Origin of the sequence: Synechococcus sp. CBW1004 (genome assembly GCF_015840715.1) — a bacterium.
In the GTDB taxonomy this organism is placed as follows: Bacteria; Cyanobacteriota; Cyanobacteriia; order PCC-6307; family Cyanobiaceae; genus Cyanobium.
Map to the genome: position 1 here is coordinate 2,659,595 of NZ_CP060397.1, position 16,365 is coordinate 2,675,959.

Annotated in this window: 7 protein-coding genes; 2 read left to right on the forward strand and 5 right to left on the reverse strand. The window is 62.6% G+C overall.

The features are described 5' to 3' along the window. Positions 1-18: 18 nt before the first annotated feature. From H8F25_RS12630 to H8F25_RS12645, 4 genes are all read right to left on the reverse strand, one after another. Positions 19-789: a peptidylprolyl isomerase gene (locus H8F25_RS12630; protein WP_197210715.1), complete on the reverse strand. Its 771-nt coding sequence runs from the start codon at positions 787-789 to the stop codon at positions 19-21. A gap of 407 nt (positions 790-1,196) precedes the next feature. After that, positions 1,197-2,108 (reverse strand): glycosyltransferase family 2 protein, encoded by a 912-nt coding sequence (locus H8F25_RS12635; protein WP_231596823.1) that lies wholly within the window; start codon positions 2,106-2,108, stop codon positions 1,197-1,199. Continuing rightward, entirely contained in the window at positions 2,101-3,126 is a 1,026-nt protein-coding gene (locus H8F25_RS12640) for a hypothetical protein (RefSeq protein WP_197210717.1), read from the reverse strand. Before H8F25_RS12640 ends, H8F25_RS12635 begins: the two co-directional genes overlap by 8 nt. Beyond that, positions 3,126-4,361 (reverse strand): glycosyltransferase family 1 protein, encoded by a 1,236-nt coding sequence (locus tag H8F25_RS12645; RefSeq protein WP_197210718.1) that lies wholly within the window; start codon positions 4,359-4,361, stop codon positions 3,126-3,128. Before H8F25_RS12645 ends, H8F25_RS12640 begins: the two co-directional genes overlap by 1 nt. Positions 4,362-4,539: 178 nt before the next feature. Between H8F25_RS12645 and H8F25_RS12650 the strand changes: the two genes are divergently transcribed. Continuing rightward, positions 4,540-7,830 (forward strand): glycosyltransferase, encoded by a 3,291-nt coding sequence (locus tag H8F25_RS12650; RefSeq protein WP_197210719.1) that lies wholly within the window; start codon positions 4,540-4,542, stop codon positions 7,828-7,830. On the opposite strand, the gene H8F25_RS12655 is transcribed toward H8F25_RS12650, so the two are convergent. After that, positions 7,776-9,119 (reverse strand): glycosyltransferase, encoded by a 1,344-nt coding sequence (locus tag H8F25_RS12655; protein WP_197210720.1) that lies wholly within the window; start codon positions 9,117-9,119, stop codon positions 7,776-7,778. The genes H8F25_RS12650 and H8F25_RS12655 overlap by 55 nt on opposite strands. 463 nt (positions 9,120-9,582) lie before the next feature. On the opposite strand from H8F25_RS12655, the gene H8F25_RS12660 reads away from it, so the two are divergent. Then, positions 9,583-16,365 carry a hypothetical protein gene (locus H8F25_RS12660; RefSeq protein WP_197210721.1) on the forward strand — a complete coding sequence of 2,261 codons (6,783 nt, stop codon included), beginning with the start codon at positions 9,583-9,585 and terminating at the stop codon, positions 16,363-16,365.

The window sequence follows — 16,365 nt, forward strand, 5'->3', positions numbered from 1 at the left end:
GGCGACGGGGCGGGGGGCTCAGCCCGCGGCTGGCTCCAGTAGCCGCTGCAGCTCCTTGAGTTGGATCTGCAGTTCTTCGTTGACCCATTCATTGAAAAGATCACGTGCCATCAGCACTTTCATCTCGTCGTTGAACACGGCTGCCTGCAGGTCTTCCAGGCGCAGCACGATCCACCAAGGACTGATGAAGAAGGGGGCGAAGAGCTGTTTCGGTTGGGCGCTGCGCAGGCGCTCCGTGATCATGGGGTGGGATTGGTTCAGGGGTGCCGGTCCGACGATGCCGTTGCGTGCTTTTTCATCGCCCTGGCTGTGGGCCGCCGCGAGATCGGCAAAGGTGTCTTCTCCTTCGGCGATGCGGAGATACAGTTCCTGAGCCAGACCCATGTCCTTGACGCGGATCAGGCTGTAGACGACCCGATCGAGTTCGGCCTTGCGCTCCAGGAAGCGTTTTTCGGCTCGAGCGGTGAAGTTCTGCAGCACATGCCGGTCGATGCGCAGGGGCAGCTCTGCCTGGGAACGCGCATCCTCCAGGCTCAGTAATTGGCTCTGCAGGTGACTCTTCAGCTGGTCCTCCGACTTCAGTCCGAGGCGTTGGGCCCATTCCTGCAGCGTGCGCTGCTTCTCCTCCTGGGTCAGGCTGACGCCTGACACTGCCTCGGCGATGACCTGGGCCTTGAGCAGAGGAAGCAGCAGCCCATGGCGAGCCAGAACTCTGTATTGCTTGATGCTGAAGGGCTGGCCTGATGCTTGTGCCTGCACTGCGCTTCCCTGGACTGGAACAGACGTCATGGTCACGTGATTGTCGTGGGGGCGGGGGGCGTGAGCGGCGCAACTCCGGCCGCTGACGCCCGGACCTGCCGGTGCGTTGTCGCCTGGTGGGCCGCCATGCTCCTGGAGGCGTGATCGTGGTCGGAGCGGAACAGGCCGGCATCGGTGACCTGCACCCTGCGCTCACCACCCCATGGCAGCTCGTGCGGTGCATGGGCTGAATCAGAGGCCCCAGAGGCAGGCGCAGCCTGACCTCCGCCCGGCCGGATCCCCTGTGGTGGCTTTCCGGTTCGGGGGATGAAACCCTGCATCAACCACTCGGACAATCGACGGAATATAGGCCGACACCGCAGCCATGAGGTGCGCCGGTGGCGGCTCAGCCGCCGGCACGGTCTGGCGTCCGCGAGGCGAAGCCGGGATCGTGGTGTTCAGGGAGACATCGGCTCCAGATAGTCGGCAGGCAGTGGTTCTCGGCAGCGCATCTGCCCCGATCCGGAATGCGGCCAGCGCTCGCGAACCCGTGCGAAGCCCCACCGCGCCAGCAGCAGGGCGTGCTCCAGTCGATGGCGGCTGTGCTGGGCCAACAGGGCCGAAACGGCCTGATGGCTGCGCCACCGCTGGGCTGACAGGGACCCTGGATGGAGGCGATAGGCCATCAGGGGCTCCGTCAGGCGTGCGTAGCGCAGTTCAGGACAGCGGGCGAACAGGCGAAGCCACAGGCCATAGTCCTCGTGACGCTCGGGGCGGAACGGTCCGCAGGCCCCGGAGGCTGCTGCCTGCAGCAGTGCACGGCGCACGATCACCGAGGAGAGAGGCACCACATTGCCGGCCAGAAGCTCGCGGTAGGTCAGCAGGGGTGGGGGTGTGCGGCGTTCGACCACCGTCTCCCCATGGTTGCCGCTGCGGAAGCGCAGGTATGCCGTCACCGACAGGTCAGCACCCTGGTCGCGATGGAGCCGCAGCTGCCGGGCGAGCTTGTCCGGGTGCCAGAGGTCGTCGGCGTCGAGAAAGGCGATCAGCGGGGCGCGCGATGCCGTGATGCCGATGTTGCGCGCCAGCCAGGGGCCGGGAATGTGCCGCTCCTTGCCGACGTCGATCAGCTGGAAACGTTGGTCGTCGGCCGTCAGCTGATGGGCGACGGCCCGTGTTTCGGGCAGGGAGCCGTCGTTCACCAGGATTGCTTGCCAGCTTGGCAGGGTCTGCCGGCGAAGGGAGGCGCAGGCCTGCGCCAGCAGGGCTCCGCGATCGTGGAACGGAATCACCACTGAGATGGCCGGCGTGTCGCCGCCTGGCTCAGGCTCTGGCGTGGTGAACGGGTCGGGCATCGCCTGGTCAGCCATGGGGGCGTGTCCGCGACACCCCGGGCAGAAAAGGTGTCGCCAGGATCGGGTGGCAACGCAGGTGGGCCAGCTGCAGGCTCACCAGACGCCGGCGCTCCGGGTCGTTGCGGCAGAGCGCACGGCAGGCGTTGGCGATCTGCTCGCCGCTGCACTCCTGCCATTGCAGTTCCGCGAACCCCTGCCACAGCGGCCAGTGCCCGAGCACGGGCACCAGGCAGCCCTGGCTGAGGGCCTCCAGCTGGGCCAGGCCGAAGGATTCGTAGTCCGCGGGGATCGTCACCAGCCTCGCCTGGCGCAGCATCGCCAGCAGGGTGGGATCGTCGGGATTGTGCACGAGCGTCACCCCGGCGGCCTCTGCCGCCGCCCGTTCACCCTCCGGAACGGATGGCACCACCGCGGCGCAGCGCAGACCGCTGCGCGCGGCCAGCCTCAGGAAGCGCGGCCAGCCTTTCTGGATTGTCGGCCGGCCGACGAAGAGCAGGTCCAGCGGACGGTCGTCATCCGGTTCTGGGGGGAGGGCCAGCTGCAGGCGCCGACGCAGGTCGCTCCCCAGTGCATGACTGGACAGGTGGCATGCGCCGGCAGCCAGAAGCGAGCGCTCATGCTCGGTCTGGACGTGCACCTGAATCCCCAGGTGCTGCATCACCTTCAGGGCCCTCCCGGCCAGTCGGGCCCTCAGGGGATGGGCCACCGAGCGCGGATCGTGGAAGCTAGGCAGCCAGTGCACTGCCAGTCCCGGACGGCGCAGACGCTGCGTCACGGCCAGGGCATAGGCCCAGGGCTGGTCGCAGCCCAGGATCACCAGCGCGTCCACGCCGGCCAGGTGGCGGCTGGCCGGCAGATCGGGCCAGCGCACTTCGAGGCCATGCCCTCGGCCGCGGGTGACCAGCACCTGCACCACCGCCCCGGATCCCCGCAGGTGTTCCACCAAGTTGAGCGCCAGTCGCTGCAGGCCTCCGCGCGGCTGGAAGCCCGTCGGCTGGTAGGCGAGTGCAATGCGTTCGGGCTGCCCGGCCATCAGCGTCGCCCCAGGGCCAACCGGTACACCTGTGCCGTTTCCTCCGCCGTGCGGCGCCAGTGGAAGGTCTTTGCTCGCGCCAGGCCTTGTCGGGCCAGTGCACACCGCGTGGACGGATCGAGCAGGACGCGCTCCAGGGCTGCGCAGAGAGCGTCGGGGTCCAGCGGGTCCACCTGAAGCCCCGCTTCCCCCACCACCTCCGGCAGAGAGGAGCGGCGGCTGACGATCACGGGGGTGCCGCACTGCATCGCCTCGAGAGGTGGCAGCCCGAACCCCTCATAGAGCGAGGGATACACGAACACGTCGGCGCAGGAATACAGGCCAGCCAGCATCGCGTCCTCGACGAACCCCGCCAGACGCACGGCCTCCTCCAATCCGTCTGCCTTCAGGCGGTGCAGCAGGGGGGCGATCTGCCAGCCCCGCGCTCCCACCAGCAGCAGGCGGAAGGCGGTGGCGGGGTGACGGGCCCGCAACCGCCGGAATGCTTCCAGGGTCAGGAGGAGGTTCTTGCGAGGCTCCAGGGTGCCGACGCTGAGGATCAACCGCTCGCCTTGCTCAAGACCGAAGTGCTGACGCAGAACCTCGAGTGCGGCGGGATCCTGCACCGGTTCAAGCCCGGTAGCGGCCGCCAGAGGCACCACATGCACCTGCGCGGCGGGCACGGTGCGCTGCAGCCGCAGCACGTCGTCGCGGGTGGAACCGGAGACGCAGACGAGATGATCGCCGGGACGGAGGCTGGCCAGCGTGGTGCGGAATCCGCGCACGGTTTCGCGTGGGAAGAGGTTCGGCTCGATCAGGGGCAGCATGTCGTGGATGGTGAGCACCACGCCGCCGAAACCCGCCCGGCGCACCTCCGGCGGAATGGCCGCATAGGGGCTGTGATACACCGCGCGCTCCGGGTCGATGCCGGCGGTGTGCAGCAGATCGTCGAGGTGGAGGCGCTGACGCCGGCGTGCCCATGGGCTGGCCTGCAGGGCGCGCCAGAGCGGTTTGGCCGGACGCACCAGCGCAGGGTGCCTGATCAGGCCTGTCAGGGAGGGGGCGAGCGCCGCTGGGCTGTCCGTGGCGCTCTGCCAGCCGCGCAGCAGGGGATCGCGGCAGTAACCGAGACCGTGGAGGTCGCCGCTGCGCTCCAGGGCGGGCAGCAACTGGCTGGCGTAGCGGTGAATGCCGGTTCTGGCCCGCTCCGAGCGAGCGCCCTGGGCCAGTACCGTCGTGTCGAAGACCAGTCGCATGGCTGCCATCCTGCCTGGTTTTCGTGCGGGTCACAGGCAGGGCTGCTGCCGCGTGGCCCCACAGCGGCGGGATCCCCGTTTCCGTTGGCCTGAGGCGGATGAGGCGCCATTCCTATAACCTCTGATGGCGCGGAGATGAGGCTGCCGGTCAAGCCATGCAGCTGTCACGAGTTTGCTGATGCCCACTCCATCTCCGTCCACCGTTCTGTTGGATCTGCGCCGTCTCCAGCGGCAGAGCGCCGAGGCCGGTTCCGTCGACGCGCTGGAAGCCTTGCTCGCGGCTGCCCCTCCCGAGGTGGCGAGCCCCGGCTGTGTGGCCTATCTCTGTGCGGATGAGCGCTGGGTCGGTTGTGAGGCGGCGTCTCGTTTGCTGTGGTGGTTGGCGGGACGTCGGCGGAGGCTCTGCTCGGAGCCCCTGCTTGAGGAGGCATTGCTGCCGTTGGTCCTCGCGGAGGAGGGCTATCCGCGACGTTGTGTTCCCTGTCTGGAACAGGGACTTTGGCTGTGGGAGGACGAGGTGGCATCGGCGAAGCCGCCCGGCCTTGCGGATGAGGACCGAGCCGCCACTGAAGAGGGCTCGCCTCGGGAGCGCCTCGCCTGGTTCAGCCCCCTGCCGCCGGTGCGCAGCGGCATCTGCGATTACAGCGCCGCACTGATTCCCGAGCTGGCGCGGCATTTCGAGATTGATGTGGTGGCGGATCCCGCCACCACGCCCCTGCCGGAGGGGGCGAAGGCGGTGATCTCGATCCAGGACTTCGATCGCCGGGCGCAGGAGTATCCCTATCTGTTGTTCCAGGTGGGTAATTCAACCCTGCATCTTGAGCATCTCAGCCGTTTGCGCCACCATGCGGGAGCGGTTGTGTTGCATGACTTTTATTTGTCTCATGGGGTCTGTGCCCACGAAGCTGATGCCCACTTGGGAGGAGATGTCTTCGAGCGGCTGTATCGATCCCATGGGTATCAGGCCTGCTGGCTGCGTCATCATGATGATCTGAATGCCGACGATCGGGCCATCTGGCGCTACCCCTGCAATCTCGACCCGTTGCAGTGGGCCAGTGGGGTGATTGTTCACAGCCGCGAGGCGGCACGTCTGGCCGAGGACTTCTATGGAACCTCCGCGACCTCCGGGTGGAGCGAGGTGCCTCATCTCAAGCGCGTCTCGCCCACGCCGGTGCCGGCACGACAGGCCGCTCGAGCAGAGCTGGAGTTGCCTCAGGAGGCCTTCGTGATCTGCAGCTTCGGCTTCCTGGGTGTTGCCAAGCTCAGTGATCGGCTGCTCCAGGGTTTTCTGGCGTCCTCCCTGGCTGAGGATCCCAGCGTGATCTTCGTTTTTGCTGGCTCGGACGCTGGAAACCGAAGTTTTCGCCTTCAGTTGGGCCTGGCAGTGGCGGATGCCTCTCGGCGTGGCCGCCTGCGGGCCCAGGTGCGCTTCACGGGCTGGATTCCTGGGCCTGCCTACCAGCGCTATCTGGAGGCGACCGACGCGGCAATTCAGCTTCGCACTTCGTCCCGGGGCGAGACCTCCGGCACCGCGCTCGACTGCATGGGCGCGGGTGTGCCACTCGTCGTCAATGAGCACGGCAGCATGCGTGAGCTGCCCCAGTCGGCGGTTCTGCGTCTGTCGGACCATTGCTCCCCCCAGGAGATTGCCAGGGCCCTTGAGCGTCTGAGACAGGACGAAGATTTGCGGGATCGCCTGCGGGAGGCTTCCCTCGCCCATGTGGCCGCCCACCACGATCCATCACGCTGCGCCTTGCGCTATGCCGAAGCGATCCGCGCGGCTGGAGCCTTGCGGATCAGGCGTCAGCAATGGCTGGAGGCCGCCACCACGGCCGTCGAGCGGGGTGCTGATCGGGTGCAGGTCGCCAATGCCCTGGCGCTGCTCCGCCCACCGCGCCCGCGGCAGCGTCAGCTGTTCCTCGATGTGAGTGTGGTGGCTCGCCACGATCTCGGCAGCGGCGTGCAGCGGGTGGTCCGTGCTCTCAGCGTGCAGTTGCTGCTCCATCCCCCGCGTGGTGTGCGGGTGGAACTGGTGCGCGCCAGCGATGAAGGGATCGGCTTCCACTATGCGCGCCGTTTCGCGCTGGAGTTGCTGGGGCTGCCCGACAGGGGCTGGCCGGAACCTCCGATCCACCCGCAGCCCGGCGATCTGTATCTCAGCCTTGATCTCGATCAGGCCGGAGTCGTGCGTCAGCGTCCCACCTACCAGCTGATGCGGGCGCTGGGGGTGTCGGTGCACTTCGTGGTTCACGACCTGTTGCCCTGCCTTCAGCCTGAGTGTTTCCCCCCCGGTGCCGGCGACTGGCACCAGGCCTGGCTGGAGGTGGTGACCGACTGTGACGGGGCTCTGTGCGTCTCCCGTAGCGTTGCCGCAGACCTGCGCCAGTGGCTGTCCGAGCGCGGGCGGGTCGGAGGAGTCTTCGCCATTGAGTGGTTCCATCACGGCAGCGAATTCTGCGCGCCGACGGCGCAGCTCGATCCAGAGGAGCGGAAGAGCCTGGAGGCGATTCCCTCGGGCCCCACGCTGCTGATGGTCGGCACGGTCGAGCCGCGTAAGGGCTATCTCGATGTGATCGAGGCTGCGACGCAGCTCTGGGAGGAGGGGGCACGGTTCAACCTGATCATCGTCGGCCGGGAGGGCTGGACCGATCTGCCCCAGTCAGCGCGCCGCACGATTCCCGAAACGGTTCGTCGACTGCGAAACCATCCCCTGCGGGATCAACGACTCTTCTGGTTTGACTCTGCTTCGGATGCCACGCTTCAGGGGCTCTATCGCCGATCCGATGGATTGATCGGCGCGTCCTACGGCGAGGGTTTCGGCATTCCGTTGATCGAGGCAGCCCGTGCGGGCCTGCCGTTGCTGCTGCGCGATCTACCCGTCTTCCGCGAGGTGAGTGAGAACAAGGCCGCCTTTTTCCCCGAAAAGGCCGATCGCACGGAGCTGGCTGCGGCGATCGCGACATTTCTCGGCAGCCTTCAGGAGGGGCGGCTGTCGGCGCAGCTCCCGGCTCAGAGCTGGCGGCAGAGTGCCGCCCAGGTGGTGCATGCCCTCGGGCTTGTCTGGCAGGAAGCCCCTGATGAAGCGGTTCCACCGCGTGTCTCGGAGACGTCCGGCCCTGAGGATGCCGGAGAGGCGGAGGTGCTGGCGATGTCTCCGCTTCCATCCGTCCTGGTTGTCCAGCGCGCAACATCATGGGGCCGTCGTCTGCGCCGACTGCGTGATCGGTTGCGGCGTCTGAAGCAAGGGATCTCTTGGCTCCGTCGCCTGACGCCTGCGTCGCTGAGTGGCCGGGCGCGCCGTCTGAGGGGGAAATGGCGTCGTCGTGTGGATGGGGCGCTGACCTCAGCGCTGGAACCACCAGCACTCCAGGTGCTGGAACCTTCGTCCATGCTCGAATCTGCCAGACCCTGGCTTCAGGATCTGGAACGGCGGCGGCGGAGCCTCGCCACCAGGGCTGACCAGGGATGAGTCAGGGCCCAGCGGCGGCTTGCGATCACGGCCCTGTATTCGTTCTGGGTTGTTTGTAGGGAGTGTTGACAGGCCTGCAGCTCCTGTTCGGAGGCAGCAAGCGCCTCCCTGGTTTCCTGATGCAGCCGCCTGAGGGAATTCAGTTGCCGGTCTCGCTCCGCACGGGTCTGGACCAGCTTCGCCTGAGTCTCCATGAGCTCCGCCTGGATCTTGACCAGCTTGGCCTGGGTCTCGACGAGCTCCGCCTGGCTCTCGACCAGCTTGGCCTGGATCTCAGCGGGCGCCGCCTCGACCTGGACCAGCTTGGTCTGGGTTTCGACGAGCTCCGCCTGTGTCTGGACCTGCTTCGCCTGGGTCTCCGCCAGTTCAGCCTGGGTCTGGATCAGCGCCTCCTGGGTCTGGATCCGCTCGGCCTCAAGCTGGGATTCCTTCGGGATTGACCCGCTCAGCTCGGCCTGGTCCAGATGCACCAGCTGCTCCAGCACATCGGCTTCCTCGCTCACCCAGCGGGCGATCAGGGCCTCCAGGGTGGGGTCCTCTGCTCGCGTTTCGGCGATCAGCCTGGAGAGGAGCTCCTCATCGTGGTGATCGAGGGCCTGCCCGCGGCTGCTTTTTTCGGCATGCACGGCGCCGACGCCGGTTGCGTAGTAGCTGCCGAGGCCGAGCCGGCGTCGCAGGTCCAGACAGAGGGCGACGTCCTCACCGCAGATGTGAAAGTCCTCACGCAGGCGCACCTGCAGAAGGTGCTCGCGTCGCAACGCCATCAGCGCCCCGGTGACAGCGGGCATGGCACCGGATCTCGGCGGTTCCAGGCCGCTGGGGTGCAGCAGGGCCCCCAACCGCTCCGGTCGTAGGCGGTTGTAGGCGAGATGGCGACTGTTGAACAGGATGCCCGCGTGTCCGAGCAGGCCCGCCGGGGTGCGTAAGCGGCCGCCCACCAGGCCGATGTCACGGTGACCCGTCAGCACCTGCAGGGCTCGGTCGAGGCTGCCGCTGTCGATGACGAGGTCGTCGTTGAGCAGAACCACCACCTCGCCACTGGCCTGCTCGGCCAGGGCGTTCATGTTGGAGGCGAAGTGGTAGGGGGTGCGGCAGGCGATCCTGAAGGGAGGCCCTCCCGTCGGTGGCTGGATCAGAACCTCCTCCTCGTCAGGGCCGTTCCAGGAACACAGCACCTCGTCACCTGGCCACCAATGACGACGCGCCTTCTCCAGGCTGGCCAGAAGCCCGTTCAGGAGCTGGGCCTGTCGGGAGATCACCAGGCAGGAAACCTTTGGGGGGCTGGTCATCGGCGCGGCATGCGGGCCCGCAGGCAGGTCATTCCACTCTCGCTAATCAGCGGACAGGGGGCTTCATCTGGGGAGAGCCTGCAGCCTCGGCCGCGGGGTGGATATGAGGAGCATCCGGCGTGAAGTGTGGGACGTGTACCGACCTCCTCTGCACGCACCCCAGGACAGTGCCCAACCAGGCTGCTCATCCCAGTGCCAAGCTCGCGGAGGTCTCCGTTAGATCGAGACCAAGATGAGTCGGAGTCTGGTGGTCGGTTGCTGATCTGTCAGTGGCTGCGTCAGCTAAGCGGCACGGATGCTGGTCCGGACTGCTCTCTAAGGGTATGCTCATGCACGATCTGGAAGGCTTGCCGTCTTGGTACCAGCCTTGACAGACGCGACAACGTTCCTACGTTTTCGCTTCCGCCGCGGCTGAGCTGCGGATCAAACCTCGCCTTCCTACCCGTCCGGAGACCCCAAACGCATGGCAACCGCCACCGAACTTCAGGTTCTTTACATCACATACTTTGGCCGGGCTGCTGATCCTGAGGGTCTGCAGTACTGGTTGATTAATGGAGCCACTCAAGAGCAGATTGCCGACGGCTTCGCTACCACCCCTGAATATGCGGACACGATCCAGGGAAAAACGATCTCGCAGGTCATCAACGATTTCTACCTGAATTTGTTCGGCAAGAATGCTGATGAAGACGGGTTGAGTTTCTGGACCGGCAAAGTTAATGATTTTCTGAACGGCGTGCCTGGAGGGGCCAGTCTCCAGCAGGTTGGTCGTTTGATTGCCGATGGTGCCCTGGTTAAACCGGCTGGTGATCCTGATCGGGTCATTCTTGAGTCCAAGATTGCTGCAGCGGGCAATTGGACTGAGGCTGTTGCCAGCGATGCAACCTTCAACACCAATTACAATGGTGCTCTCGCCAACACCTTCGGCGTCGAGTTTCTCAATCAGGTTGTTTCCCCAGCAACCATCCCTTCCGAGGCTCAGACTCTTGCTGCAGTTGCAGCCATCCCCCCCTTCGGCACCATCGGTCTGCTGACGCCGCTGTCAGCCACTGTGTCCGAAGGCGGATCGGTGATCTTCCAGCTCACCACCATTCCTGCCACCCCAAGCACCACCTACACCTACGAGATCAGCGGTGCGGTCAATGCTGCTGATTTCGTCAGCGGCTCTTTGACGGGCGTGGTCACCACTGATTCCACGGGCGTCGGCACGCTCCAGATCACCATCGCTAATGATGCGCTGGTTGAATCTTCTGAGATCTTCTCCGTCAATATTCAGGATATTGCGACCACGTCTTCGGTCACGATCCTCAATACCACCGTCCCTGTTGTTTCGGTGGTTGCCCAGCCCACCGCTGTTAGCGAAGGTGGTCTGCTCACGTTTAACATCGCCACCTCTGCAGTTGCACCTGGCACCTTGCTGAACTATGCCATCACTGGCATTCAGGCTGAGGATGTTCTCGGTGGCGCAACTGTCCTGTCCGGCACCCGTGTAGTCGCTGCCGATGGATCGGTTGATCCGGTGCTGATCACCATCGCCACCGATCTGCTCTTCGGCGAACAAGAAACGGCCACGATCACAGTTTCCGGTCAAGGTCTCGTTAGCGCATCTGCCTCCGCTGAAGTGGTTGACACCACTCTGCCTCCTGAGCTGACTGTGGTTGCCCAGCCTTCTGCGGTCAACGAAGGCGCTCAGCTGATCTTCAACATTGGTACCACGTCGATTGCGGCCGGCACCAACATCTCTTACATCATTACCGGCATTCAGCCCGCCGACGTTCTTGGGGGCGCTGCCGTTCTGATCGGTACTCGCACTGTCAATGCCGATGGCAGCGTCGCGCCTGTACAGATCACCATCGCCAACGACCTGGCCTTTGGTGAAGTTGAAACCGCCACGATCACGGTGGCTGGCGCTGGCTTGATTGCCACAGCCTCTGCTGAGGTTGTGGATACCACTCCTGAGCCTGTTCTGAGTGTGGTGGCTCAGCCGTCGGCGGTGAATGAAGGCGCTTCGCTGGCCTTCAACATCAGCACCACCTCGATTGCCCCCGGGACGCTGATCACCTACACCATTACTGGTATCCAGGCTGATGACGTGCTGGGTGGCGCTGCTGCCCTCAGCGGAACCCGCACGGTGGCTCTGGATGGCAGTGTTGCGCCAGTGCAGATCACCATCGCCAACGATCTGGTCTTCGGTGAAGTCGAAACCGCCACGATCACGGTGGCTGGCGCTGGCTTGATTGCCACAGCCTCTGCTGAGGTTGTGGATACCACTCCTGAGCCTGTTCTGAGTGTGGTGGCTCAGCCGTCGGCAGTGAATGAAGGTGCTTTGCTGACCTTCAACATCAGCACCACCTCGATTGCCCCCGGCACGCTGATCACCTACACGATCGCCGGCCTACAGCCTTCAGATGTTCTCGGCGGCCTCGCAGCACTGAGTGGCAGCCGCCTCGTTGCCATCGATGGCAGCGTTGCACCTGTACAGATCACCATCGCTGAAGATCTGGCCTTTGGTGAGCAGGAGACGGCCACGATTACGATTGTTGGCGCTGGTCTGACTGCCACAGCCTCTGCTGAGGTTGTGGATACCACCCTTGAGCCTGCCCTTTCTGTGGTGGCCCAGCCATCTGCGGTGAATGAAGGCAGTGTTCTGACCTTCACCATTGCCACTACATCGGTAGCTCCAGGCACCGTTTTAAATTACGGGATCTCTGGGATTCAACCGGCTGATGTTCTGGGTGGTCTCGCAGTATTGAGCGGTTCCCGCGTGGTCAATGCGGACGGCAGCGTGTCGCCTGTGCAGATCACCATTGCGAATGATTTGCTGTTTGGTGAGGACGAAACCGCCACGATCATTGTTGAAGGTGCTGGCCTGATTGCCTCGGCTTCTGCTCAAGTGGTTGATACGACCCCTGAGCCTGCTTTGAGCGTTGTTGCACAGCCCACGGCGGTGAATGAAGGCAGCGTCCTGACCTACATCATCTCCACCACCTCGGTGGCGTCCGGTACTGTTCTCAACTACACGATCAGCGGCATCAACGACTCTGACGTGCTCGGTGGCGCGGCAGTACTGACCGGCACCCGTGTTGTCAATGTGGATGGCACTGTTGCCCCCGTGCAGATCACCATTTCCACTGATCTGATTGTCGGTGAGCAGGAGACGGCCACAATCACAGTGACTGGAGCGGGTCTGACAGCCTCTGCCTCTGCACAAATCGTCGATACCAGCTCGAATGTCCTGAATCTCACTGTCAATCAGGACATCTTTGTCGAAAGCGGTATCCCCCAAGATCTGATTTTCTCGGCTGCCGTTGTCCCTGGCGGTGCCTTGGGCGTCGGTTTCAACACCCTTCAGAGCTTTGACAGTCTTGTTGGTGGTTCTGGTCAGGATCAACTGATTGCTGGCCTCACCAGCCTGCTGGGGGTTGTGGTGGAGCCGCTGGCGATTCGCGATATCGAAACCGTCAGCCTTACATCACTCAATGCTGCCAATACCCTCAGCTTGCTGAACAGCAACAGCGTTGGAACCCTTGAGAATTTCTCGTCAACTTCAGCGCTCACCTTCAGCAACATTCCTGGGCAGCCCGTTCCTGGTGGTCTGCCTACCGTTAACATCAACGGGGTCTACCTTCCCGGCGCCAGCACCACGCTCCAGTTCCAACCGGTCGCTCTGGCTGGCATCGAGACGCTGAATATCAATACCTCCAGCTCGGGCGTCAACGTCAATGGCGGCTCTGGGGCTCCACTCCGGATCATCACCGGTCCTGGCATCGAGTCGGCCGTGATCACCGATGCGATTCAAGTGCCTGACTTCCAGGTCGATTACGATCTGAGTCAGCTGAATATTCCATCGATCAGCATCAGCAGTCCTAACAATGTCCGGCTGTCCACTACAGGTGGTCCGCTCGGCGTGAATGGCGTCAACCTCAATACCACTTCTATTAATGGCAGTGGCATTGACGGAGTGTTTACCGTTAATCTCAGCGGTCAAAACGCTCAGGTTTCCATTCAAGGTGGAGCTGGCGATGACCGCATCCAAGGTCGTCAGGGAAATTCCACCCTCGTTGGCAATGGTGGGAATGACAGCCTGACTACCGTTGGTGGCAATGATTCACTGAATGGCGGCATTGGCAACGACACCCTTGTCGGTGCTGCAGGCAATAACAACTTCATCGGCGGCATCGGCAATGATTCCATCTCTGCCGATGGTGGCAATGACAGCGCCAGCGGCGATGAAGGTAATGACACCATCAACCTTAGTGGTGGTAACAACACCGCAACTGGGGGCTCAGGTTTTGACAGCATCATCACGCTGGGTGGAAGCGACAGCATCTCCGGTGGTGACAATGCCGATACCATCTCCAGCGGTGCGGGAAGCGATACCGTCAACGGTGACCAGGGCGATGACTCCATTGATTTCGGTGAGGGTCTCGATCGTGTGTCCGGTGGCTTGGGCGACGATTATTTCGTTGGTAATCTGAGCCCAGGCCTCGCCTTCGGCACCACCGACACGATTAATGGCGATGAGGGTGTGAACACCCTGGAAATCACGGCCACCAACGCCGATGCGGTTGCCAACAGCCTCGGCATGGGCTTTGTTGATAATATCCAGATTCTCAATATCAGCGAAACTGTTGGAGCTGGCGCAGGTTCAAATCAGGTTGATGCCTCTTTGATTGATAGCTCTATTGAGGAGATGAATCTCTTCAATGGCACTGGCATGACACCTGCGGTCTTTACCTTCAATCCTGGTAGCAGCAGGTTCAACCTTGAGACTGGTGTTTTTGGAGGTGATGCCAGCTTCAACGTCGGTGGCCTGGGTACCAACGACGATTCGCTCACAATCACTGGTCCTGGCCTGGGTAACTACCTCAACGGCAAAAACCTCACTTTCCTTGGTTTTGATGGCAACTCTGTCACGGTCAATACTGGGTTGACCGACCAGACCATCGGCACGCTGACAACCACCCCATCCCCCTTAGAAGAGTCGCGCTTCGTGTTCCAAGGAGCTGGCGGCGTCACGATCAATCAGGTGGATGCCACGGCAGGCAATCTTGTCCTTGATTTCAACGGTATTGGCGGTATTCCGCAACGCCGTGCCGTTGTCAACGGCACCGACGTTGTAGCCGGCAGCACCGTGTCCATTCTCGGCTCGGCAGGCTCCGACGTCTTCGTTGGCGATACCGAACAAGCCAACACGGTTGCTTCCCAATCTGGCAACGATGAGGTGACCGTCGGTTCCGGCAATGATGTGGTTGTCTCCGGTATCGACGACGACACCATCACACCGGGCCTCGGCTTCGACAATGTCGACGCTGGCGCCGACGATGATCGGCTCAATGTCGGCGAGACGCTTAATCGAAACTCGGCTGGCGATCTCGGCTTTGGTTTTGACACATTGGACGGTGGCTCCGGTGTCGATACGATTCAGCTGCTCGGCCTTCTGGGCGACACCAGTTTCCCCTTGGTTGCCACGCAGGGCTACACCGCTTCTGACCTGAATCGTGTCAGCAATTTTGAAGTTCTTGAGCTTGATGTTGTTGATAGCTCTCTCCCTGGCGTCATCACTGTTCAGGATCTATTCAACTTCACTGTCAACGGCAACACCATTGAGACCGTCAATCTGACGGAATCTAGCGAAGACCTCGGCAGCGCTCTGTTGTTCAACGCTCCCACCAGCCTGGTCAATCTCGGTGTTCTCGAGACCCTCGACAACGTGACAGTCCTGCGTCGTCTGGATACTGCCAACGATGTGCTGAATGTCTCGCTGCGGGACGGAGCCGACCTCACGACCCTTGATCTCGATGATGAAGAAACCATCAATTTCTTCATTAGCGGCAATACCACGATCGATACTCTTTTTGCCCAAGACCTAACCACCCTGACTGTGAGTGGTTTTGGTTCCTTCACGATCACCAATCCGATCGTGGGTTCCACCCAGCTGGCCACCCTGGATCTCTCCGGCTTCAGCGTCACCACGATCTCGCTCGATGCGAGTGTTTCCACGGTCGACATGACCGTGACCGGTCCCACCGGGCTGCCGGGGACTCTGCAGTCCTACCAGCTCAACCTGGTCACCGGTTCTGGCAACGACAACATCAACGCCACCGGTTTCGGTGCAAACACCATCGACTCCAATGCCGGCAACGACACTATTCAGACGGGCGATCTTGCCGATCTCCTGACCGCTGGTCTTGGTAATGATTCGGTGAGTTCCGGAGGCGGCAATGACACTGTGAACGCCGACGAGGGCAACGACACCGTGGATGCCGGCGCTGGTAACGACGTCGTCTTCGGCGACCTCGGCAACATCGCCGGTAACGACAGCCTGTTCGGTGGCCTCGGCGCAGACACCCTTTCCGGTGGCCTCGGCGCAGACACCATCGATGGCGGCCTCGGCATCGACACCTACGCCTCTGGCTTCACGGTCAGCTTTGTGCCTCCCTTCGTTCAGGATCCCGCCAACACTGGCCAGATCCTGGGCCAGGTGGTGAATCTGAGCAGTGTGAACCTGAACGAGACCTACATCACCAACATCACTGGTTACTCGGTCGCTGCTTCCCTGCAGTTTGTTGCGGCGGGCACTGCTAACTATCTCTATAACCTCCCCTTGCCCCTGTTCGGCGGTTCTCCCGTCACCGACGTGCTCGCCAACATTGAGAATGTTGATGGCACCAATGGCAATGATTTCATCATTGGCAGCGGCGACATCAATACACCAGTGGGTGAGCGTGATACTGCAGCTACTCAGAACCGTCTTGATGGCCTGGCGGGTGACGACACCTATCAAGGTGGGTTTGGGGCTGACACGTTCATCAATAGTGATGGCGCGGATCTCATTCTTGATCTCGGCTTGATTGCCAGCGGTGGCTACGAGCAAATTCTGCTTGACGAAGGAGCCACTTTCACCGCCTTCCTGGGTGATGATTGGGATGCTGGCACCGGCGTCCCCGGATCGAACAGCGTTAACAACGGTGAATTCACTCTGAATCTTCAGGGATTCAATGCTGACCTCTCCAACTCCGAAGGCGATGGCCTCTACATCGTCAATGGCACCGCTGCTGACGAGTTGGTCATCGGTTCCAACAATGGCGACATCATCAATGGTCTTGGCGGTAACGACACCCTGATCGGGCTCGGTGGTGATGACACCATCTTCGGCGGAGCTGGCAACGACTCCATTGAAGGTTCTGTAAGCGTTCAGGGGTCGGGACACCCCAGTGCGTCAGTCAATCTCCGATCTCTCCTCTGA

What these genes read in the sequence shown, in the direction of transcription:
- H8F25_RS12630 (WP_197210715.1), bottom strand. Translation starts at nt 789, where the DNA reads ATGACGTCTGTTCCAGTCCAGGGAAGCGCAGTGCAGGCACAAGCATCA.
- H8F25_RS12635 (WP_231596823.1), bottom strand. Translation starts at nt 2,108, where the DNA reads ATGGCTGACCAGGCGATGCCCGACCCGTTCACCACGCCAGAGCCTGAG.
- H8F25_RS12640 (WP_197210717.1), bottom strand. Translation starts at nt 3,126, where the DNA reads ATGGCCGGGCAGCCCGAACGCATTGCACTCGCCTACCAGCCGACGGGC.
- H8F25_RS12645 (WP_197210718.1), bottom strand. Translation starts at nt 4,361, where the DNA reads ATGCGACTGGTCTTCGACACGACGGTACTGGCCCAGGGCGCTCGCTCG.
- H8F25_RS12650 (WP_197210719.1), top strand. Translation starts at nt 4,540, where the DNA reads ATGCCCACTCCATCTCCGTCCACCGTTCTGTTGGATCTGCGCCGTCTC.
- H8F25_RS12655 (WP_197210720.1), bottom strand. Translation starts at nt 9,119, where the DNA reads ATGACCAGCCCCCCAAAGGTTTCCTGCCTGGTGATCTCCCGACAGGCC.
- H8F25_RS12660 (WP_197210721.1), top strand. Translation starts at nt 9,583, where the DNA reads ATGGCAACCGCCACCGAACTTCAGGTTCTTTACATCACATACTTTGGC.